The sequence below is a fragment of the Veillonella parvula genome, from assembly GCF_032575955.1.
Taxonomy (GTDB): domain Bacteria; phylum Bacillota; class Negativicutes; order Veillonellales; family Veillonellaceae; genus Veillonella; species Veillonella parvula_J.
The window spans coordinates 416218-439837 of record NZ_JAWFXN010000001.1; the positions used below are offsets into that span (position 1 = coordinate 416218).

Below are 23620 nucleotides of genomic sequence, written 5' to 3' on the forward strand. Positions count from 1 at the left end.
TCGTGTCGAAATTCTTTATTAATCGACCTATCTTTGCCATCGTAATAGCCATTGTTATCACGTTGGTAGGGCTTATCTCTATGATGAACCTTCCGGTAGCTCGATATCCACAAATTTCTCCACCTACAGTTCAAGTTAATACTGCTTATACTGGTGCAACTGCTCAAGTTGTTAATGATACAGTAGCCAGTGTTATTGAAACGCAGATTGTAGGCGTACAAGATATGGACTATATGACATCTAATAGTTCCAGTAATGGTAGCTATTCGTTGACTGTTCAGTTCAATCAAGGTACAGATGCTGATATGGATGCGGTTAATACGCAAAACCGTGTTCAAGCAGCACTTGCACAATTGCCTTCAGAGGTACAGGCTGTAGGTGTTACAACTACTAAATCTTCTGGTGATATGGCACTTATATTCTCTTTGAGTTCACCAAATGGCACATATGATGCAACATTCTTAAAGAACTATGGTACCAATTATATGATGGATACAATCAAATCCATTAAGGGTGTTGGTTCTGTACAGGAGTTCGGATCTGATTATTCTATGCGCATTTGGTTGGATCCTGCGAAGATGCAAAAACTTGGTGTTACTATCTCTGAAGTTACGGCGGCTATAAAAGGTCAAAACTTACAAGCCGCAGCAGGTACAGTAGGGAAAAACCCTACAAATGGTGAACAAGCCTTTCAATATCCTATCAAAATTGATGGACGTCTCGTAACACCTGAACAATTTGGCAATATTGCTATTAAAAGCACTAATGGTAAGGTATTACATCTAAAAGATATCTCCCGTATTCAAATTGGGGCTGAAGGATATGACTTCATTGCAAAATCTGCTCATAAAGAGGTTGCTGGTTTTGCTATTTCCCTACAAAATGATGCTAATGCATTAGAAACAATTGCTAATGTTAAGAAGGTTCTAGATGAGCAATCTAAATCCTTCCCACCAGATATGCAATATAACGTAGTTGTAGATAATACTAAATTCGTAAGTGCATCTATTAATGAGGTTGAGCATACCTTTGTAGAGGCATTGCTCCTTGTTTTAGTTGTAGTATATGTGTTCTTACAATCTTGGCGATCCACAATCATTCCTATGATTGCTGTGCCAGTATCTTTGCTTGGCACATTTGGTGCTTTTGTTTTATTAGATTTCTCTATTAACACTTTGACGCTTTTTGCCATGGTTTTGGCTATCGGACTTGTTGTTGATGATGCTATCGTAGTGGTAGAGGCTGTTGAATATGAGTTAAAATATAATGGTTTACCTCCAAAAGAGGCGGCTATTAAAGCAATGGAAAATGTGCAAGGACCAGTAATTGGTATTGCCTTTGTATTGACTGCTGTATTTGTACCAGTTGCTTTCATGGGTGGTATGACAGGCATCCTTTACAAACAGTTCGCATTAACGATTGCTGTTTCCGTTGTAATTTCAGCTATTATTGCACTTGTGTTGACACCAGCATTATGTTCTACAATGTTGAAACCACATATATCTAAAAATCGTGAAGATTGGTTACATCGCCAATTAAATAAGTTTAATGCTGCTCTAGAACGATTCAGTAATTGGTATGGCATCCAATTAGCGCGTTTAAGCCATCGTTTAAGTTTAATTGTTATTACATTGCTAGTATTTGCAGGTGGTACAGCCTTAGTATTCCACTTCTTACCAACTTCTTTCGTACCAGCTGAAGATAGTGGTTACTACATGATTGCTATTAATGAGCCACCTGGTGCTACATCTGAACGGACTATGGCTACACTTGAAAAAATTGCATCTTTCTTGGAAGAAAAAAATGATCCTGAAAAACCTAAGGATGAACAATTATTCCAAGAAGTATTTACTGTCGCTGGTTTTGACCTTTTAGGTGGTGGTCAAAAGTCTAGTGCTGGTGTAATTTTTGCTACTATGTCTGACTGGAAATATCGTACTACTGCTGCAACTTCTATTAATGCAATGGTTGGTCAAACCTTTGGTTTTGCCGCTCAAGGTGTACCAGAAGCAACTGTAATTGCTATGAATCCACCATCCATTCCTGGTTTGGGTACAACTGGTGGTTTTAGTATGTACATCATCAATAAAGCTGGCGATAGTCCACAAGTTATGGCTGATCGTACTAATGAATTTATTGCGGAAGCTCGTAAGAGCCCAGCAATTCAATCCATTTATACTACTTTTGATACATCTACGCCGACATTACAATTTGATGTAAATCGTGAAAAAGCGGCTCAAGATGGTGTAGCATTAGCTGATATCTTTACCACTTTGCAAGGGTTCTACGGTAGTATTCAAGTTAACGACTTTACTACTTATGGTAAAAACTATAAGGTTGTAGTCCAAGCGGAAGACGCATATCGTCAAAATGCAGATCAGCTTAATATGTTAGCTGTTAGAAATAGTAATGGCCAAATGGTACCTGTTTCTAACTATATTACAAAGGAACAAACGGGTACACCATCTAGCATTACTCGCTTTGATAATGCGATGGCCGTACAAATTGGTGGTTCTCAAGCTAGAGGATATTCCTCTGGTGATGCTATCAATGCATTAAAAGAGGCCGCCGCTAAAACATTACCTGCTGGTTATACATATGATTGGGCAGGGCAATCTCGTGAAGAGTTAAAAGCCGGTTCTCAAACTATGTTGATTCTAGGTTTAGGGCTTGTTTTTGTATTCTTAATCTTGGCTGCCTTATATGAGTCTTGGAAGGTTCCATTTGCCGTATTGTTCTCCGTACCATCTGGTATGATTGGTGCTTCTTTAGTACCATTCTTATTGAACTTCACAGGCAGATATTTCTTAGCAAATGATATTTATATGCAGATCGGTCTCTTAACCTTGGTTGGCTTGGCTGCGAAAAATGCGATTTTGATTATCGAGTATGCTAAGATTCGCGTTGACGAGCGTGGTATGAATGTTGTTGATGCTGCTATCGAAGCTGCAAAAATTCGTTTGCGTCCAATTTTGATGACATCCTTTGCATTTATCCTTGGTGTATTACCATTGGCAGTATCTAGTGGTGCTGGTTCTGGTGCACGTACTTCTATGGGTATTACTGTAGTAGCAGGGATGACAACAGCTACATTGTTTGGTATCTTTATCATCCCAATGTTGTTTATCATCATTGAAACAATTGGACCTGGTTTGTTTACAAACCGCAAAAAGAATCACGACTAATCATTTATATTAGATTATTTTATAGAATGTTAAAAACACGCCACTACCTAGTAGTGGCGTGTTTTTTTGTATGATTTATGATATAATGATATAGTTAAAAATCGGATTGACGTAAGTCGATATTAAGTATGAAATTAATATAAAAGAGGTATATTATGAGTGATGTAAAAACATATGTAGCAGGTCATAAAAGCCCTGATACTGATTCAATTTGTTCTGCTATTTCCTTTGCTAACTTACTAACACAAATGGGGACACCAGCAACTCCAGTCTGTGCAGGTGAAGCTAACAAAGAAACAACATATATTTTGAACCATTTTGGCTTTGCTCACCCTCAAGTTGTTAAAAATTGGGAAGAGTTTGCTCCAGAAGGCGGTAATTTGTATTTAACAGACCATAACGAATCCAAACAAATAATTGATGGCTATAAATCCATGAATATGTGTGGTGTTGTCGATCATCACCGCATTGGTGACTTCGAAACTGATGGACCTGTATTCATGCGTTTAGAACCTGTAGGTTGCTCTAATACAATCATTACTAAGTTGTACATGGAGAATAATCAAGAAATTCCTAAAGGCGTTGCAGGCTTGATGTTATCTGCTATCATTTCTGATACTGTGTTATTCCGTTCTCCAACATGTACAGAAACAGATAAAGAAATGGCTCATAAATTAGCTGAAATCGCTGGCGTAGATATTGAGTCCTATGGGCTAGATATGTTGAAAGCGGGAGCAGATATTTCTGATTTAACTAACGATGATATCGTTCGTACAGACATGAAAGAATTCTCTGAAGCAGGTAAGACTATTTCTATCGGTCAAATTTCTGTTATGGATACAACTGATATATTGGCTAAACAAGGTGAACTAGTACAAGCCTTAGAAGCGCTTCGCAATGCTAATAACTACGATGCATCTTACATCATGATTACAAATATTCTCGATGAGAGTACAACATTGTTGTTTAGTGGCGATGTAGAAGCTGTAGTTACTAAAGCATTTGAAAAAGAAATAAAAGATAATGGTGTATTCTTACCTAATACTATGTCTCGTAAAAAACAAATTGTACCACCAATTCTTGGTGCTATGAAATAGTATACAAACTAAAAAAGAACGTTGCTCGCAACGTTCTTCTTCTCTATTTATAGGGCTTCAAGTATATTGCATGTATATTGTAATTGCTATTATAGATGTGTTTATTTATATAATAATTTAGCTTTTAACTATACATACTTGTTTCACAGCTTATTAATGATTATTTATGTATATTTGGAGTTTGTATTGCATATGTAAGGGCAATAGGTGTATTCCGATGAATTCATTATTAACAGGTTTAAATAAAGAACAACAACAAGCTGTCCAGCATACGGAAGGCCCTTTATTGATTTTAGCCGGTGCTGGATCTGGTAAAACAAAGGTCTTAACAGTTCGTGTTGCATATTTATTGGCACAAGGTGTTAATCCTTATGAAATATTGGCCATTACTTTCACCAATAAAGCGGCGAAAGAAATGAAAAGCCGTGTAGAAGGTCTTGTAGGCGATGTGGCAAATCGTATTTGGCTCAGTACATTTCATAGCTTTTGTGCTAAGTTTTTACGCTTTGAAATCGATAGTTTCTTAGGGTATAACAGCAATTTTACTATCTATGACACATCTGATTCCCAAGCTGTTATTAAGGCCGCATTGAAAGCGTTAAATTTGGATGATAAATACTATCCAGTAGGGGCTATGATAGCCGCCATATCAGATGCTAAGAATCAATTGCTTTTTACTTCTGATTTTAGAAAACAAGCGCGAGACTTTTACCAACAAAAGGTTGCCGATGTTTATGAGTATTATGAGCGAGAGTTGCGCAAGAATAATGCATTAGACTTTGATGATCTTTTATTAGTAGCCGTTAAATTATTACAGTCTAATGCAGCTGTTCTTGATAAATATAGTCATCGTTTCCGTTATGTTATGATTGACGAGTATCAAGATACGAACCATGCACAATATTTATTGGCGAAATTATTAGCTTCACATTGGAAGAATATTGCCGTCGTAGGGGATGCTGACCAAAGTATTTACGCTTGGCGTGGTGCAGATATTCAAAACATCTTAGATTTTGAAAAAGACTATCCTAATTGCACATCTATAAAATTGGAGCAAAACTATCGCTCAACTAAAATTATTCTCGATGCAGCCAATGCTGTTATCGATAATAATGAGGGACGTCCAAAGAAAAATCTTTGGACCGATAAGACGGAAGGTGCGAAAATTCAGCATTTTACGGCTCAATCTGAACATGAGGAAGCTGCTTTTATCGGTGACACAATCGCAAAGAAACATGATATTCACGATGTTCCATATGGGGATATGGCCATTTTATATCGTACAAATGCCCAGTCTCGTGTCCTTGAGGAAGCACTCATTAAGCGGGCCTTACCTTATACGATGGTAGGGGGCACAAAGTTCTATGATCGTAAGGAAATTAAAGATGTTTTAGCATATCTACGTGTATTATACAATCCTTTTGATGATTTGAGCTTGTTGCGTATTATCAATGTGCCTAAACGGAGTATTGGGGCCACTACGGTTGCTAAGCTACAAGAATATGCTCGTGCGAATGGTACATCTTTATTTATGACGCTTACGCAATTACATTTAATTGATTCTATTAAGGGAAAAACTAAGGAAAAGTTAGAAGAATTTGGTATTCTCATCTTTACTCTTGTATCTGAAATGGAGAATCGAACTGTACTAGATATCTTGGAATCTATTCTAGATAGAACAGGTTATTTGGCACAATTAGAAGAGAGTACAGACCCGCAGGATCAAGCTCGTGCTGAGAATATTGGTGAGCTTTTATCTGTGGCAAAAGACTTCCAAGATACAAATCCATCTGGTACTGTAGAGGACTTTTTAGAGCAAGTCGCGCTTGTCAATGATGTAGATTCTTTTGAGCAAGAAGAGTCTAAGGTGACATTGATGACATTACATGCCGCAAAAGGTCTGGAATTTCCTATTGTATTCTTATGTGGTTTGGAAGAAGGTTTATTTCCTCATAGTCGTACCTTGATGAACCCTGAAGAAATTGAAGAGGAACGTCGTCTTGCGTATGTAGGCATTACGCGTGCTGAAAAGGAATTATATATTTCTAATGCCACTACTAGAACAGTATTTGGCCGTACTAGTAGTTATTTACCATCTCGATTTATCGATGAAATTCCTGAAGAATTAGTAGATGGCTTACGTGCTAAGCGTAAAGTGCCTGATGATATTAAACGTCATGTACCTCAACATATGAGTGTTACTAGCCGCCCCGTGACGAAGCCAATCGTACGCAATGAAGTAATTGCCGACTGGAAGGTGGGCGATACGGCGATTCATAGTAAATGGGGTAATGGCAAAGTAATCAACGTAACTGGTGAAGGTGCTGGTATGAAATTGACCATTGAGTTTCCTACACAAGGTGTGCGCGTTGTAATGGCAAAATTTGCACCAGTTAAAAAGGGATGATTATCCTAATTATGTATATGGTTAAATGGGGAACATATACAATTATTTAAATAACTATATTTCTGTAAAAAAGGATATAAAATGGATCCGAAAGATAGAATTAAAGAGTTGCAACAGGAACTCACTCATGCGCAGTACTTATACTACGTAAAGGATGCTCCTACTATGAGCGACTTTGAATATGATAAAAAATATCGTGAGCTTGTGGATTTAGAAACTGCTCATCCTGAATATATTGTGCCATCTTCTCCAACACAACGAGTTGGTATGAAGGTGGAAGGCTCCTTTGAAAAGGTCGTTCATGGACGTCCTATGTTAAGCCTTAGCAATGTATTTAATGCTGATGAAGTACGAGCATTTGGAAATCGTGTAGAAAAGGAACTTGGCCATAAGCCATCTTCGTATGTTGTAGAACTAAAAATCGATGGCTTGGCAGTTAATTTACACTATGAAAATGGTATGTTTGTCCGTGCTGTTACGCGTGGTGATGGTCGCGTTGGCGAAGATGTAACAGCTAATGTACGTACCATTAAATCTATTCCATTATTTTTAGATAATGCACCTGAGTTTATTGAAGTTCGCGGTGAAGCATATATGCCTCATAGTGAATTTAAACGTATTAATGAAGAACGTGATGAAGAAGGTCTCCCAACCTTTGTAAATCCCCGAAATGCTGCAGCAGGTTCCTTACGCCAACAAGACCCAGCTATTACTGCTAACCGGAATTTAGCATTTTTCGCATATGCTATAGGTTCTGAAGTAGGAGCCAATATTCATAGCCAAGAGGAATTGCTTAAGAGCTTAGAGAACTTTAAGTTCTCTGTAAATCCTCATTATCGTGTATGTAAAACAATTGATGAAGTAATTGAAGCCATTAATTATTGGGGTGATAAGCGCCATGAACTTCCATATGATACAGATGGAATGGTTATTAAAGTAAATAGCTTTGATGATCAAGAGGTTCTTGGTAGCACTGCAAAGGATCCTAAATGGGCCACTGCGTACAAGTATCCACCTGAAGAAGTGGAAACAATCCTTAAAGATATTACCATTAATGTAGGTCGCACAGGGGTTCTAACTCCTACTGGTGAGCTTGAATCCGTATTTGTATCTGGTACGAACGTAAGCCGAGTCACATTACACAACCAAGATTTTATCGATGAAAAGGATATTCGTATTGGTGACCACGTTATCATTCACAAGGCGGCGGAAATCATTCCGGAGGTTATCCGTGTTGTTCCTGAAAAGCGAAATGGTTCTGAAATTCCTTTTACAATTCCTAATACATGTCCTGTATGTGAATCTCCTGCAGTTCGTCGTGAAGGAGAAGCGGCAGTTCGATGTACAAATAAACATTGTCCAGCCATTGAAAAGGAACAAATTATTCACTTTGCCTCTCGTGACGCTATGAATATCGATGGCCTTGGTCCTAGTATTGTAGAAAATTTGATCAATAACAAGTTAATTACAAATGTGGTTGATTTATATCACTTAACTGTGGATCAACTTGTTACAATGGATCGTATGGGTAAAAAATCTGCAGAAAATTTGGTGAAGGCTATTAATGATTCTAAATCACGCGGTTTGGATCGAGTCTTATATGGTTTAGGAATCCGTTTAATTGGTTCTAAGGCTGCTACCACTATAGCTAATGTGGTAAAATCTATGGAACGGTTTATGAATATTACTAAGGATGAGCTAGTAGCAGTTGAAGAAATCGGTCCCACAATGGCAGATAGCATTATTGAATATCGTCAAGATCCATCACATGTGGCAATTATTGAAGGCTTAACCCAAGCAGGTCTTAAGATGACTGTAGATGTAGTAGAAGCTGCAGGCAATCAATTGGAAGGGGAAATCGTCGTTCTCACAGGCAAGCTTGAGGTGATGGGACGTACTGAAGCGGGTAAAATCCTTGAAGCTCATGGGGCTAAGGTTACTGGTTCCGTTTCTAAGAAGACAACACTTGTTATAGCTGGTGAAGATAGTGGTAGTAAACTCACTAAAGCAAATGAATTGGGTATTCGTGTGATAAACGAAGAAGAGTTCGTAGAGCTATTAAAAGAACTCGGAGAAGATATTTAATTTTTGATGGGCCCCGTTTTATTAGCATTAATTAGTAAAAAAAAGAAATTACTATACCTGCTTACTCCGTCCTACGTAAAGCCTCTGTACAGGTATAGTAATTCCTTTGAAAATAATACATCTATGCTTTATAATAAATAATTATGAAAGGATGTGTTCCGATGAAAATCAGCCAAGAGGAAATAAAAAAAATCGCCTTGCTTTCACGTTTGGAAGTTAAAGAAGAACATATGGCACATGTAGAAAAAGAGTTGTCCGACATCTTGACCTATGTTGCTGAACTAGATGCATTAGAACTAGATGGTGTTGAACCAATGGCTCATGCTGTACCTTTACACAATGTATTTAGAGAGGATGAAAAGAAACCATCCCTTGATCATGAGTTAGCTTTATCCAATGCTCCAGAAGCAGAAGATGGGTACTTTAAAGTGCCTCGTGTTGTACAAGAATAGGAGATTTTGCTGTGCCGACAATTCATGAATTACATAAAAAACTTGTGAATAAAGAAATCAGTGCCGTTGAATTGACGAATGCTGTTATTGCTCATAAAGCTAAAGTGGAACCGACTGTGCATGCGTACTTGTCTGATTCTCATGACCGTGCTTTAACTATAGCTAAGGTTGTAGACGAAGCAATTGCTAAAGGTGAAGCGATTTCTCCATTAGCTGGTATTCCTGGTGCAATTAAAGATAATATTTGTATCAAAGACGAACCCGCAACTTGTGCGTCTAAAATGTTAGAAAACTTTGTGCCTCCATATAATGCGTCTGTTATCGAACGCTTACAAGACAATCATTATATTAGCCTTGGTAAACTTAATATGGATGAATTTGCTATGGGCGGTTCTACAGAGAATTCTGCATTAGCAAAAACGACTAATCCATGGAATATTAACTGTGTACCGGGTGGTTCTTCTGGTGGTAGTGCAGCTGCTGTTTCTAGTGGTTCTGCAATTTGGGCTCTCGGTTCTGATACAGGTGGCTCCATTCGTCAACCAGCCTCTTTCTGTGGCGTAGTAGGTTTAAAACCAACCTATGGTAATGTATCCCGTTACGGCCTTATTGCTTTTGCATCTTCTTTAGATCAAATCGGACCTGTTACACGGGATGTAACGGATGCTGCATTGGTATTGAATGCTATTTCTGGTTACGATGCAAAAGATTCCACATCGATTCCAGGGGCTCGCGTAGATTACACTACAGCTCTTGTAAATGATGTACAAAATCTTAAAATCGGTGTGCCAAAAGAATTCTTTGGCGAAGGTCTTAATAGCGAAGTTCGCAAAGCTATGGAAGAGGCCATCGAAACGTATAAAAAATTAGGTGCTGAAATCGTTGAGGTTTCCTTGCCTAACTCTAAATATGCATTATCTGCGTATTATATCATCGCATTAGCAGAGGCAAGCTCTAACTTGGCTCGTTATGACGGTGTAAGCTATGGTATGCGCGTACCGGCGGATAATTTAGTAGAAATGTCTACTAAAACTCGTACAGAAGGCTTTGGTCCAGAAGTACAACGTCGTATCTTGTTAGGTACATATGTATTGAGTGCTGGTTACTATGATGCTTACTATTTGAAAGCATTAAAAGTTCGCCGCCTCATTAAAAATGAATTTGATGAAGCATTCTCCAAAGTGGATTTGATCTTAACACCAACTGCACCTAATACGTCTTATAAATTTGGTGAAAAAGCAAATGATCCATTGGCAATGTACTTAGAAGATATCTGTACAGTACCAGCAAACCTTGCAGGTATTCCAGGTATTAGCATTCCAGCAGGTATGAGCAGCAGCAATTTGCCAATTGGCTTGCAATTGCTCGGCCCTGCTATGGGTGAAGAAACATTGTTACGTGCCGCTTTCACATTTGAACAAGCACGTCCAGACTGTCAATTAGTAGCACCAACTGGGGAGGTTTCTCTATGAGTAGTAAATACGAAACAGTCGTTGGTTTAGAGGTTCATACAGAGCTTAAGACTAAGTCTAAAATCTTCTGTGGTTGTACCACTGAATTCGGCGGCGATCAAAATACACATGTATGCCCAGTATGCCTAGGTTTACCTGGTGCTATGCCTGTGTTAAATAAACAAGTAGTAGAATTTGCTATCAAAGTAGGTTTAGCATTGAATTGTGAAATCCTTAACTTTAACAAATTTGACCGTAAAAACTACTATTATCCTGATTTGCCTAAAAACTATCAAACATCTCAATATGATTTGCCAATTTGCCTAAATGGTCATTTAGATATTGAGGTTAATGGTGAAACTAAACGCATTGGTATTACCCGTATTCATATGGAAGAAGATGCAGGTAAACTCGTTCATAGTGGTAATACTATTTCCGACTCTAAATCTTCTAATGTTGACTACAACCGTACGGGTGTACCTCTTCTTGAAATCGTATCTGAACCAGATATTCGTTCCGGTGCAGAAGCGCGAGCATACGTTGAAAAATTACGTTCTATTTTACAATATTTAGAAGTATCTGACGGTCGTATGGAAGAAGGTTCTTTGCGTGGTGACTGCAACGTATCCGTACGTTTACGTGGCACTACAGAATTTGGTACACGTACAGAAACTAAAAATGTTAACTCTTTAACTGCAATTCAAAAAGTTGTTGAATATGAAGCATTGCGTCAAGCTAAGTTAATCGAAGCTGGCGGCAAAGTAGATCAAGAAACACGTACTTGGGATGATGCTCAAGGCATTACTATTGGTATGCGTAAGAAAGACGAAGAAAACGACTACCGTTACTTCCCAGAACCAGATTTGGTACCAATCGTAATTACAGACGAAAAAATCGAAGAAGTGCGCCGTGCATTGCCAGAATTACAAGATGCTAAAATTGCACGCTTTGTATCTGAATATGGTTTGTCTCGTGAGGATGCTACAATTCTCACAGTATCTCGTAAGACTGCAGACTTCTTAGATGATACTGTTAAAGCAGGTGCAGATCCTAAAACTGTGGCCAACTGGATGCTTGGTGACTTGTCCAAGATGATTAATGAAAGTGGTTTAACATTTGCTGAATCCAAGGTAAGTCCTGAAAACTTGGCTGGTATGATTGCTTTTATCGATAAAGGTACAATTTCCGGCAAAATTGCGAAAAAAGTTATCGTATCCATGTGGGAATCCGGCAAGGATGCTGATACTATTGTAAAAGAGGAAGGTCTAGTTCAAATCACAGATACTGGTGCTATTGAAGAAATTGTTAAGCAAGTTATTGCTAATAATCCACAACCAGTAGCAGACTTCAAGAGTGGTAATGGTAAGGCTATAGGCTTCTTAGTTGGTCAAGTTATGAAGGAATCTAAAGGCCGAGCTAATCCGGGAATGGTAAATGAATTACTTAAAAAATTCTTAAATGACTAATCTACGTGTAAGCATATATTAACATTAATCAATATATAAAAATACAATCCCTTCAGATATATGGCTTTATATCTGAAGGGATTTCTATTTGCCATTATGATGGTAAAATATGGTATAATAAATTGTATAAAATCAATTAGTATTTGTTCATATAAAGGAAATACATATGAATGATCAACACAATATAAACAATAATCAAAATACATATAGAAATGGTAAATCAGATGATACTTATAGTCGCAGTACTTATTCTGGTGAACCTAATACACGCGTATTATCCGACGATGAGAGACGAGAATTTGATGGTGTAACTATTGAAGAGGTAGGCGATTCCGTCCATGTAGATTCAACGCCAACTAATATCAATGACGAGCAACAATATTACGATGAAAACAATCAATATGAACCGAAAGTTAAGGTGTATAGCTTTAATAGTACAAGCTGGCTTAGTCGAATTATATTGTTCATTGTTTTAGGGATTATTTTGGCTGCTGTTGTATTCTTTGGCAGTATCATTCTCACTGTCGCATCTGTTGTTATTTTAGTGGGTGCTATTATTTCTATTATATTTAGTCTCTTTTAATGGTATAATACATATATTATGACTAGACGGTGGCTGAGCCATTCGATGATTTAAAGGGGACCTATGAACGTAGTTTTATCCACATTAAACTCAAAATTTATACATTCTTCTCTGGCTTTGCGTTATCTCAAAGCGTATGGGCAGGCTCACGGACAGGCATACGATATAGTAGAATATACTATTAATATGCCTGTTTTACATATTCTTAGCGATATTACAGAGCGCAATATAGATATATTGGGCTTTGCTTGCTATATCTGGAATATTGAGATGACTTTACATGTAGTAGACATGGTGAAAGCTGTGCGACCAGATATTAAAATTATTTTAGGTGGGCCGGAGGTGTCTTTCACAGCCGATGAAATCTTAAATCGTTGTGCTGCTGTGGACTATGTCGTACAAGGTGAGGGGGAAGAAGCTTTTTATCAACTTATTAGTGCACTAATCGCTGGCAATGATGGCTTAGAAGAGCAGATTCCTGGCGTACGTGGTCGACACATTTCTGGCCGACTCCTGGGCTCTACTGATACGGTGGAGGTAAAAGATCTGAGTACTATACCATTCCCATATGTAGAAGAGGATATGATAGATTTAGAACATAAAATCATCTACTATGAATCCTCTCGAGGGTGCCCATTCTCTTGTCAGTACTGTTTATCTGGCAATAAAAATACAGTTCGCTTTTTTCCGCAGGAAAGAACTTTTAAAGAACTACAGTGGTTTATCGATCATAAGGTAAAACAAGTTAAATTTGTTGATAGAACTTTTAACTGTGCGCCACATCATCATCGACCTATGATGGAATTCATGCGTGATGCCGATACGGAGACGAATTTCCATCTAGAAATGGAACCAGAGCTAATGACGGAATGGGAAACAAATATTCTTTGTGAAACACCACCAGGCCGTATTCAAATTGAGGTAGGGGTTCAAAGTACACATAAGAAAACCTTAGATGCTATTAATCGATATAATGATTGGCCGTATATTCAAAAGGCTATTCGCCCTATTATTGAAGCAGGCCGAACTCATGTGCACATGGATTTAATTGTAGGCCTGCCTTACGAGAATAAACAGCGGTTTGGATTATCCTTTAATGATCTTTTTAGTTTACAGCCACATGCGTTACAAATTGGATTTTTAAAACTGTTAAAAGGTTCTGGTGTACGCCGTATGGAGGAGTATCAATATATTAGTGATCCCTTAGCGCCATATGAGGTATTAAGTACTCACGTGCTCCCTTATAGAGATATACGTTTCTTAAAACACTTTGAAGATGTCTTTGAACGCTTTTATAATAGTGAACGATTTAGAACTGTGTTTGGCTATATTGGTAGTAAGCTTATAAAAGAACATACTGATACATCTATAACTGGGGAAGATACAGAAACTAATCATGTACCACCTATGAAAAAGTATGATCCTTCTAAAGTGGAGACAAAAAAAGATGCTTTTTCCTATTTTTGTGACATGACACAGGCTTGGCTCGATGCAGGTAATCATAAGATTAATTTGAAAGATATAGATCAAATAGAGTTCTTGTACAATTTTTTCTTGTCTAAAGGTGATACAGTAGCTGCCGAATTATTACAATATGATACACTCGTTAGCTATCGTGGTAAGGTCCGCAGTGAAGCCGTAGGTTTACCAAAACAGACAAAAGAACTTTTACAAGAAGGGGAAGCATTTTGGCGCAATGAAGAAATTGCATCTCAGTATATCCCTAACTATACATTTAAAGAGTGGCGCAAAATTCGTCAACAATATGTAGAAATGCCTATGTCTGAAGATACGGCTAAAGTGTTAGGTATAAAGAATGTACCAAATGTACCTTTTACAGTTGTAATCGACGTAAATAAAGAGGTAAAACCTTTTATACGTCCTGAAATAGAGGCTTGTTAGTAATATAAAAATAGTTTATCTAATTTTTTATAATCAAAAGATTAGAGAATTTATGATAGTTGAAATATTACATAATAAGCGATGATTGGTTAGTTTAATAGGAGTATTATGACCGATACAACGAGATCAAAACGATACCGCATGGTATCTAAATATTATAAAGAAACATATGGGGAAAAGGTTTATAAATTACCTGTAGCACTACCCTTGACCTGTCCTAACAGAGATGGTTCGGCTGGTGTTGGAGGCTGTACCTTTTGTGGTGAAATTGGCGCGGGATACGAAAATCGTCCTGCCTGGATGACGGTGCGCATGCAATTAGAGGAAAATATTGCTCACATAGGCCCTAAATATAAAGCAAAGAAGTTCATCCCTTATTACCAAAACTTTAGTAATACCTACTTGAATCTTGATGATTTTAAAAGCTATATTGAACAAGGTTGTATTGATAAAGCCGTGGGCATTGCTATTGCAACAAGACCCGATTGTATTGCCGATGAATATCTTGAGATATTAGCTGATATTAGGGATCGCTTTCATAAGGATATCTATATTGAGCTAGGTCTTCAAACGGTTAACTATGATACATTAGAGAAAATTAATCGCGGTCATGATTTAGCCCAGTTTATTGATGCCGTATTACGGATTAAGCGATATGGATTTAACATAACTACTCATATGATAGTTAATTTACCATGGGATACAATGAAGGATACAATCGAAGGGGCTCGTATTTTATCTGCACTCGGTGTTGATCAAGTGAAACTACATGCTTTGTATATTGTAAAAAATACATTGATGGCCAAGTGGTATCAAGAGGGTCAGTTTACCCTAATTAGTGCGGAAGAATATGCTGATCGGGTTGTTAATTTTGTACGTCATTTACATCCTGACATTGTTTTACAGCGTCTTGTAGGGAGAGCACCTGAAGATAATACGCTTTTTACAAACTGGTCTATGGGTTGGTGGCGCGTACAAGATTTAATTGATGATAAACTAGACGAACTAGATGCTCATCAAGGTGATCTCTGTGATTACCTAAATGGTAAAGCAGTTCGTAAATTTATAGATTAGGAGGTTGTATGAGCGAACAAGTATTTACATTTCCTACATATGACCTAGCACAATCCATACTAGGTCAACATAATCGATATCTGCATATGATGCTTGAAGTCATCTCTGCAGATGTAGTGGCACGAGGTGATACGGTAGTTATAAAGGGCGATGAAAAACAAGTAGAAGCTCTCTATCGTACCCTTGAAGAATTAGTATTCCTTTACCGTGAAGGTAGTACCATAACTGAGTCTCAAGTGCGTATTGCGGCTAAACTTGTGGCTAATGGTAAAGCTGATGCCGTACATACTATGTTTGAGGATACTTTATCCGTTAATATGCGTGGTAAAAATATTACGCCTAAAACGGAAGGTCAAAAATACTATGTAGATAGTATCCGAAAAAATACTATTACTTTTGGTATTGGTCCTGCTGGTACAGGTAAAACATTCCTAGCAGTAGCTTTAGCTGCATTCTATTTAAAAAACCGCAATGTAGATAAAATTATTTTGACACGCCCTGCTGTAGAGGCAGGTGAACGGTTAGGCTTCCTACCTGGTGAATTACAAGACAAGGTTGATCCTTATTTAAGACCTCTTTATGATGCATTACATGAAATGTTTGGTATCGAGCAAGTACAACGTTTTATGGAACGTGGTACTATCGAGGTAGCACCACTAGCGTATATGCGTGGCCGTACATTGGAAAATGCCTTCGTCATTCTCGATGAGGCTCAAAATACGACGGCAGAACAGATGAAAATGTTCCTAACTCGTCTAGGCAACAACTCTAAAATGGTAGTCAACGGTGATAAGACACAAATTGACTTACCTCCACGTGTTGTGTCTGGCCTCGGCGAGGCTGAAAAGGTATTGCGTCATGTACCTGGTATTAATATGGTTTACTTTAGCGATCAAGACGTTGTTCGTCACGATTTAGTAGGTCGCATTGTAAAAGCTTACGATGCATATCACGAACGTAAGTTAGCTGGTGAGACTACAGAATCTAACGCAGTATCCAAAGAGAATGTAGCGAAAGGATAAGTATGTATATACACATTAGCTATGATGAAGGAATTCAAGAGGATTCCAATATTGAGGCTGTTATACGCAAGGTCTGCGATGAAGTGAGTCGCGTATATGGCCTCGAAGAAGATGAAATGAGTATTTTACTCTGCAATAATGCTAAAATTCACGAGCTTAATAAGGAATATCGAGGCATCGATAGACCAACGGATGTATTGTCCTTTGCCCTCAATGAAGGGGATGATTACGAAGGTAGTAAAGAGGAACATCACTTACTTGGTGATATGATTATTTCCTTAGAGCGTACTCGTGAACAAGCTATTGAATATGGACATAGTTTTGAACGGGAATTAGCATATTTAACGACTCACAGTTGCTTACATATTTTAGGCTATGACCATATGAACGACGAAGATAAAAAAGAGATGCGCACAGAGGAAGAATTTATCCTAGGTAACTTGGGTTATGTGCGGGAGGATGCACCATATAATGAATAAGAACGAACATTTTAAATCAGGCTTTGTTGCCGTTGTAGGACGCCCTAATGTAGGTAAATCTACCTTAATCAACGCTCTTATTGGCGATAAGATTGCTATCGTATCCGATAAGGCTCAAACAACGCGTAACCGTATCATCTGCGTATATACGGATGAATCCAAACAAATCGTATTTATGGATACACCTGGTGTGCATAAACCTAAGCACAAGTTAGGCGAATTCATGGTAGATGCTGCTATTGAGTCCTTAAAAGAAACGGAAGCCGTTTTATTTGTCGTAGCAGGCAATGAAAAACGTGGTCCTGGGGATAATTTTATTATTGAACAATTGAAACGTGTAAAGGTTCCTGTATTTTTGGTAGTCAACAAAATTGATACACTCAAAAAAGAAGAGCTTTTAGAAGCAATCGTTTCTTATCAAGATGCATATCCTTTTGCAGGTGTCATTCCTATTTCTGCAAAAGATAAAGAGAACTTATCTGAAATTCTTAAGGTTCTAGAGGAAACCTTGCCGGAAGGTCCACAATATTTTCCGGAGGATATGATTACGGATCAACCGGAACGCCTTATTATTTCCGATATCATTCGTGAAAAAATCTTGTTAGCTACACGAGATGAGATTCCTCATGCTATCGCTGTAGACGTAGATGAAATGAAAACACGTGATGATGGTACTACCTATATCCGCGCTACAATCTACTGTGAAAGAGACTCTCAAAAGGGAATTATCATCGGTAAAAAAGGTGCTTTGTTAAAACAACTTGGCGCTGAAGCGCGCGCAGATATTCAAAAGCTATTAGCTACAAAGGTGTACTTGGACCTTTGGGTTAAAGTAAAAAAAGATTGGAGAAATAAATCTGGTATGTTATCTGAACTTGGTTATAGAAAATAATTTGATATAATAAAAAGAAATAAGTGTTTCCATATTCATATGAAAGGAATAAAGATGGATAGTGTAGATGGCCTGTTACCCATAGGGTTTGGTCTGTTATGTATTTTTTTAATTAACTTTTTTGTGGTTGCAAAGTTCTCCTTTGCACGCCTTCGTAAAGAACATGTAGAGGATATGGACATCCTCTTGGAGAAGGATAGAGAATTTTTATTAAAGCTTTATCAAAATCCTGAGTATTTTTTAAATACTACACAGTTTTTGATTCTATTCTTTATTTTGGCCCTTGCAGGCACAGGTACTTTTGTATTTGATAATATTGTTGATCGTATAGTGGCGGTTCTTAATATTCATAGTACTTGGATGCATTTGGTACTAGATATTATTCTATTACTATTAATTAGTTTAATCGTCCTAATTTTCGGTGAAATTGTACCTAAAGCATTGGGCTTATCCTTCCCTACAAAATACGTAAATACCTATAGCCGTATCGTCGTGGCTGCAGGTAAATTGGTGTATCCATTTATTTGGATTGCTAGTAAAATCTCCAATGTTATTTTAGGCTTTTACAAAACAAAATATTTAACAGAGCTTGATCTTGTGTACTCAGAAGAAGAAATTCGCATGATGATTTCTCGAAGCCACGAGGAAGGGCAACTGGACCAAGTAGAGTCTGAGTTAATCGATAATGTTTTTAACTTCGTAGATCGCATGGCGAAAGAGGTTATGGTGCCTCGTCAAGATGTAGACTGCGTATTCGTTGAAGATGGTTACGATGAAGCGATGAAGGTTATCCGCTCTAAAGTACATACACGTTATCCACTCTGTGTAGAGGATAAGGATCACATTATTGGACTCGTTCATATTAAAGATTTAATGGAACGCCCTAATCAAGCCCGTAAGGATTTGCGCAATATTAAACGAGACATTCTTACTGTTCCAGAGGTAATGAAATTATCTACCTTGTTGCAATATATGAGAACGCGCCGTATATATCTAGCTGTAGTAGTAGATGAATATGGTGGCATGGTTGGTCTAGTAGGCTTAGAAGATATTATCGAAGAGTTGGTTGGGGACATACAAGATGAGCATGAGCCGCATTTACCAGCTACGATGTCCTATGCAGATGGTTCCTTCGAGTTTGATGGCAAGGTCCTCGTAGACGAAGTAGAAGAAATTATGAATATTGAAATTGATAATTCTGATTCTGATACAATAGGTGGCTATGTCTTTGGTTTATTAGAACGTACACCAATCGTAGGTGATACGGTGGATGCTCATGGTTACACCTTTGAAGTTACTCAAATGCAAGGATATCGTATCTCTCGCATTAAAGTAACACCTATACCAGTAGAGGAACCAACGGAAGAAGAAAATGAAGAAGCTTAATGGTGGTTTTAATACGCCAGCCATCGTCATAAGTCGAAAAAAGTATAAGTTGTATTCCGTATTTACGTTTATTACGCCTAGCTTGGGACTTATTAAAGCATCGATTCCACATAAGCGAATGATGACGATGCGCAACAGCTCCTATTTACGTCCATTTAGTGCCATGTATATTACAGTTGTACCGGATGGGGAATATGTAAATGTTACGCAAATTGATGGCTCCTATGTGGTGGAATCCTTAGATGTAAACCTCGATAATATTGCTTATGCAGCAGTAGCGAGTGAGCTCATTCAAGAGTTATTTGCCATGTATGACGTAGATCGCAAGGTCTTTGATACTGTTGTAAACTATTCCAAGCAAATTCGACGTCGCAATGTACAATTGGGAACGATAATGCTCGGATGGCAACTATTATCTCTCGCAGGGGTTGTCCCTAGTGCTAATGCTTTTAACCATCAAGACGGAATTGAGCCATTCTGGATGCAGGTGCGGGAAACTACAAATCTTAGCATTTCTCGTTCTGTGAAAGCTACATTACCTCAGATTCTAGCTTACCAGTGGGGTGAAGATACGCCTTTAGAATTTCCCAAAACAATTTGGAAGGAACTTGAAAAACTACTATTTGCCTACTGTGAGCAAGAAATTGGTAAACCATTACAAAGCGTTAAATTTTTAAATTCCATAATTTAATGACAGTAAAAGGCAGTTTGAGACATCAAACTGCCTTTTATTGAAATGTATTATGAGGTACTATATGGATATAATATTTTCTTCGTTGCCTATAGACAAAATAAATAAAGATAAAACTTTAGATTTACAAGAAATTCAACAAATATATAATTTCCTTTTAACTAATGACTATTATATATTTTCTGATTATGCGTTAGTAAATAAGTTATTTCAAATCATGGTTTTAAACAATCGTTGGGATTCCAAGATAGCACTTAGATACTTTGAATACTTATGTTTTCTAAGTTGGGAATATGAAGCCATCATTGTTAGAGACCTTTTATTAGATAATCATGTTAGTTTAGCTGGTGAATTTTGTTTAGATACAGAATTAGTTAAAGATGGACTAAGTTATTTTAGAGATGATGCCATTTGGAGGGGGAAAGATTATGATAGTGACACTATTCCGGCATGTATGTCTAAATGGGCCATTTACTATGATGAAGAAGAACAAAGGTTTCATAAAGTAAAACCATCAATGATAGAAAATATTATTATTGAGGTAGTTGATGCTGAACAGGGACTCTATATTATTGGAAAAAAATAATTCAAATAGACAAATGTACATCTGTAATTGACACTTTTAATAACAATTATTTATAATATAACAATGTTATATTATGTATTTTTACAGGAGGTCATTATGCAGCTTTTGGGAAATCTCAAAATACATTTTCTAGCGCTCGTACTAACTGTAGTCGCTGAATTTATAGGCATAAAAAAACTAGGTCCTGTTGTATTGTTGCCATTATTGTACACATTGATTCTAGGTTTATTAATTTCTATTCCTAAGTTTAAAATTCTTACGATTAAACAGATGGAAAAATCTGCCGATTATATCGGTATTGCCGTTATGATCTTAATGGTAAAAGTAGGACTTGGTATTGGTCCAAATCTTGGTATTCTTACAAGTGCTGGCTGGGCATTGTTATTACAAGAGTTTGGTCATTTCTTTGGTACGATTGTATTCGGTTTACCTATAGCTTTGTTAGTAGGTATGCGTCGAGAAGCAGTAGGTGCTTGTTACTCTGTAGACCGTGAGCCGAACGTAGCAATTATTATCGACAAATTTGGCTTTAGCTCTCCTGAGGGTCGTGGCGTTATGGGCATGTACATCTGTGGCGTTCTTATCGGTGCTATGTGGTCCTCCGTATTGGCTGGCATGTTGGCACAATCTGGTTGGTTTCATCCATTGGCATTAGCTATGGGCGCTGGCGTAGGTAGTGCTAGTATGATGGCGGCAGCTACAGCTCCAATCATTGCAGTATATCCAGATTATGAACAACAAATTATGGCTCTTGCTGGGGCTGCAAACTTGTTGACTACCGTTCTAGGCGTATACTTTGGCCTATTTGTTTCGTTACCAGTTATGGAGAAAACATACAACTTCTTTACAGGCCGTACCCGTGAACAAGACTTAGCAGAGGAGGCAGCAAATCATGAGTAAAAGTGAAAAATTAACACAATTTGTCATCGTTATTTGTATCGCTGCTATCATCACTGCAGTAGGTAACGTAATGGATGGTAAACATCTATTTAGCGATAGTTTAGTTGGCGTAGCTATCTTGGCAGTTCTTGCTACAATTGGTGCTTTAATCTCTAACTTGCCATATACTAATAAATTACCTATGGTATTCTGGGTATCTTTAGTTGGTGTTATTGCATCATTACCAGGTATGCCTGGCCAAGAATGGATTATAGCTAAAACTAGCCAAGTTACATTCCTTGCTACAACAACACCAGTACTTGCGTATGCAGGTTTATCCTTGGGTAAAGACCTAGGCGCTTTCCGTCGATTGTCTTGGCGCATTATTCCTGTTGCACTAGCTGTAACAGCAGGTACTTTCATCTGTGCAACAGCATTAGCCCAATTAGTACTTCATTTAGAAGGTTTAATTTAATACTAAATCATAATGTTAGATGTCTAAATTATGTTAAGATATAATTATAGAATTATATTTTAGAAGATATCTATACATCATGATGACATGATCGACCGTATTTTATACGGTCGATTTTATAAAGGAGATATTATGAGCCGTATGACAAAGGAAGAAGTAAAGCAACGTGTTTGTAAAGCTATTGTTGATGCACAACCGCGTTTACGAGAATTGGCTGAATCTATTATGGCTGAACCAGAATTGGGTTTTAAAGAGGTAAAAACCTCTAAAAAGGTTCAAGCTATGTTTGATGAACTTGGCATTTCTTATACTACTGGCCATGCATTGACAGGTGTAAAAGGTAGAATGAAAGGTCGAGATAGTAAATATACGGTTGCAATGGTGGGGGAATTAGATGCCATTCTCTGTCCTCGCCATCCTCGTGCCGATGATTTAACAGGGGCCGCCCATTGCTGTGGTCATAATGTACAAATTGCGAATATGTTTGCTGTCGCTATGGGTTTACAAGCTGTGGTGGACGAATTAGCTGGCGATGTTGTATTATTTGCTGTTCCGGCAGAGGAAATGATTGAAATTGATTACCGCAATAAATTGCGTGAGCAAGGTAAGCTTAAGTATATGGGTGGTAAGCAACAGCTCATCTATGAAGGAGCTTTCGACGATATTGATATGGCTATGCAAATGCATGTGGAGACAGCCAAAACACCAGCTGGTGAAATGGGGCTTGGTAGTACCTCTAATGGTTTTGTATCTAAACTGATTGAATATCACGGTAAGGTAGCTCATGCGGCTCAAGCACCCCATGAAGGCATCAATGCTCTTAATGCTGCTTTGATGGGGGTTATGGGGGTTAACTCCATTCGTGAAACTTTCAAAGAAAGCGATTATTTCAGATTCCACCCAATCATTAATCAAGGTGGCACATTGGTAAATAGTGTGCCTGATTATGTCCAAGTTGAAAGTTACGTACGTGCCTCTAATATTGAAGCTATTGTAGATGGTAACCATCGTGTGAACAGAGCATTAAAAGCCGGTGGCGATGCAGTAGGGGCCACATGTGTTATCAAGGACTTACCTGGTTATTTGCCGATGCGTAATGATGAACGTATGAATGCTCTATTGCGAGAAAATTCAAATCCTATCTTTGGTGAAGCCAATGTTTACCAAGGCCCACATATTACAGCTAGTACAGACATGGGGGACGTATCTCACTTGATGCCGGTCATCCATCCATGGGTTGGTTGTATAAGTGGTGTACTACACAGTGCGGAATATGAAATCTCTGTACCTGATGTAGCATACATCAAAACAGCACAAGCATTGGCTATGACAATCGTAGACTTACTGTACGATGATGCTGTAGGTGCTAAAGACGTATTAGATAACTTTACACCAGCATTAAACAAACAAAGCTATATTGAACTCTTAGATCGTATTGCTAAGGGTGAATAAAATAAACCACCTATCAAAGATGAATTGATTATCTTTGGTAGGTGGTTTTACAGTTT

19 protein-coding genes are annotated in these 23620 nt (G+C 37.8%); all 19 read left to right on the top strand.

Annotation, left to right across the window (positions count from 1 at the left end):
• Positions 1–2 precede the first annotated feature (2 nt).
• The 19 genes from E7L28_RS01955 (at position 3) to E7L28_RS02045 (ending at position 23564) form a co-directional block, all read left to right on the top strand.
• The gene (locus tag E7L28_RS01955) at positions 3–3185 is read left to right on the top strand and encodes an efflux RND transporter permease subunit (RefSeq protein ID WP_287531188.1); all 3183 of its coding nucleotides are present in this window, start codon (positions 3–5) and stop codon (positions 3183–3185) included.
• Positions 3186–3340: 155 nt separating this feature from the next.
• Positions 3341–4282, top strand: coding sequence for a manganese-dependent inorganic pyrophosphatase (locus E7L28_RS01960; RefSeq protein WP_012864426.1), 942 nt, complete (start codon positions 3341–3343; stop codon positions 4280–4282).
• Between the two features lie 217 nt (positions 4283–4499).
• Positions 4500–6689, top strand: coding sequence for a DNA helicase PcrA (pcrA, locus tag E7L28_RS01965; RefSeq protein ID WP_278457011.1), 2190 nt, complete (start codon positions 4500–4502; stop codon positions 6687–6689).
• 81 nt (positions 6690–6770) lie between these two features.
• Complete coding sequence (gene ligA, locus E7L28_RS01970) at positions 6771–8774, top strand: NAD-dependent DNA ligase LigA (protein WP_195394819.1); 2004 nt, start codon at positions 6771–6773, stop codon at positions 8772–8774.
• 161 nt (positions 8775–8935) lie between these two features.
• Positions 8936–9226, top strand: coding sequence for an Asp-tRNA(Asn)/Glu-tRNA(Gln) amidotransferase subunit GatC (gatC, locus tag E7L28_RS01975; protein WP_004695967.1), 291 nt, complete (start codon positions 8936–8938; stop codon positions 9224–9226).
• A gap of 11 nt (positions 9227–9237) precedes the next feature.
• Positions 9238–10698, top strand: a complete 1461-nt coding sequence (gene gatA / locus E7L28_RS01980; RefSeq protein ID WP_195394818.1) for an Asp-tRNA(Asn)/Glu-tRNA(Gln) amidotransferase subunit GatA — start codon at positions 9238–9240, stop codon at positions 10696–10698.
• Positions 10695–12143 (top strand): Asp-tRNA(Asn)/Glu-tRNA(Gln) amidotransferase subunit GatB, encoded by a 1449-nt coding sequence (gatB, locus tag E7L28_RS01985; protein WP_316711416.1) that lies wholly within the window; start codon positions 10695–10697, stop codon positions 12141–12143. The genes gatA and gatB overlap by 4 nt, the downstream gene beginning before the upstream one ends.
• Before the next feature lie 166 nt (positions 12144–12309).
• Positions 12310–12726: a DUF308 domain-containing protein gene (locus E7L28_RS01990; protein WP_123137914.1), complete on the top strand. Its 417-nt coding sequence runs from the start codon at positions 12310–12312 to the stop codon at positions 12724–12726.
• Positions 12727–12789: 63 nt separating this feature from the next.
• Positions 12790–14628 carry a B12-binding domain-containing radical SAM protein gene (locus E7L28_RS01995; RefSeq protein WP_123137915.1) on the top strand — a complete coding sequence of 613 codons (1839 nt, stop codon included), beginning with the start codon at positions 12790–12792 and terminating at the stop codon, positions 14626–14628.
• Between the two features lie 108 nt (positions 14629–14736).
• Positions 14737–15702, top strand: coding sequence for a tRNA modification radical SAM protein MnmL/YtqA (gene mnmL, locus E7L28_RS02000; protein WP_123137916.1), 966 nt, complete (start codon positions 14737–14739; stop codon positions 15700–15702).
• A gap of 8 nt (positions 15703–15710) precedes the next feature.
• Complete coding sequence (locus E7L28_RS02005; protein ID WP_024061834.1) at positions 15711–16724, top strand: PhoH family protein; 1014 nt, start codon at positions 15711–15713, stop codon at positions 16722–16724.
• A 2-nt stretch (positions 16725–16726) separates the two neighbouring features.
• On the top strand, positions 16727–17203 hold the full coding sequence (gene ybeY, locus E7L28_RS02010) for an rRNA maturation RNase YbeY (RefSeq protein WP_021148196.1): 477 nt from the start codon (positions 16727–16729) through the stop codon (positions 17201–17203).
• Positions 17196–18095 (top strand): GTPase Era, encoded by a 900-nt coding sequence (era, locus tag E7L28_RS02015; RefSeq protein WP_077708456.1) that lies wholly within the window; start codon positions 17196–17198, stop codon positions 18093–18095. The genes ybeY and era overlap by 8 nt, the downstream gene beginning before the upstream one ends.
• Positions 18096–18149: 54 nt before the next feature.
• Positions 18150–19481 carry a hemolysin family protein gene (locus E7L28_RS02020; RefSeq protein ID WP_004695947.1) on the top strand — a complete coding sequence of 444 codons (1332 nt, stop codon included), beginning with the start codon at positions 18150–18152 and terminating at the stop codon, positions 19479–19481.
• The gene (recO, locus tag E7L28_RS02025) at positions 19468–20172 is read left to right on the top strand and encodes a DNA repair protein RecO (protein WP_077708455.1); all 705 of its coding nucleotides are present in this window, start codon (positions 19468–19470) and stop codon (positions 20170–20172) included. Before E7L28_RS02020 ends, recO begins: the two co-directional genes overlap by 14 nt.
• Positions 20173–20236: 64 nt before the next feature.
• Entirely contained in the window at positions 20237–20758 is a 522-nt protein-coding gene (locus E7L28_RS02030; protein ID WP_077708454.1) for a hypothetical protein, read from the top strand.
• A 96-nt stretch (positions 20759–20854) separates the two neighbouring features.
• Positions 20855–21658 carry a DUF3100 domain-containing protein gene (locus E7L28_RS02035; RefSeq protein WP_039964965.1) on the top strand — a complete coding sequence of 268 codons (804 nt, stop codon included), beginning with the start codon at positions 20855–20857 and terminating at the stop codon, positions 21656–21658.
• Positions 21651–22112, top strand: coding sequence for a hypothetical protein (locus E7L28_RS02040; protein ID WP_038125372.1), 462 nt, complete (start codon positions 21651–21653; stop codon positions 22110–22112). The genes E7L28_RS02035 and E7L28_RS02040 overlap by 8 nt, the downstream gene beginning before the upstream one ends.
• A 132-nt stretch (positions 22113–22244) precedes the next feature.
• A complete protein-coding gene (locus E7L28_RS02045; RefSeq protein WP_316711417.1) occupies positions 22245–23564 on the top strand; it encodes an amidohydrolase in 1320 nt (439 codons plus the stop codon).
• The last annotated feature ends 56 nt before the right edge of the window (positions 23565–23620 follow it).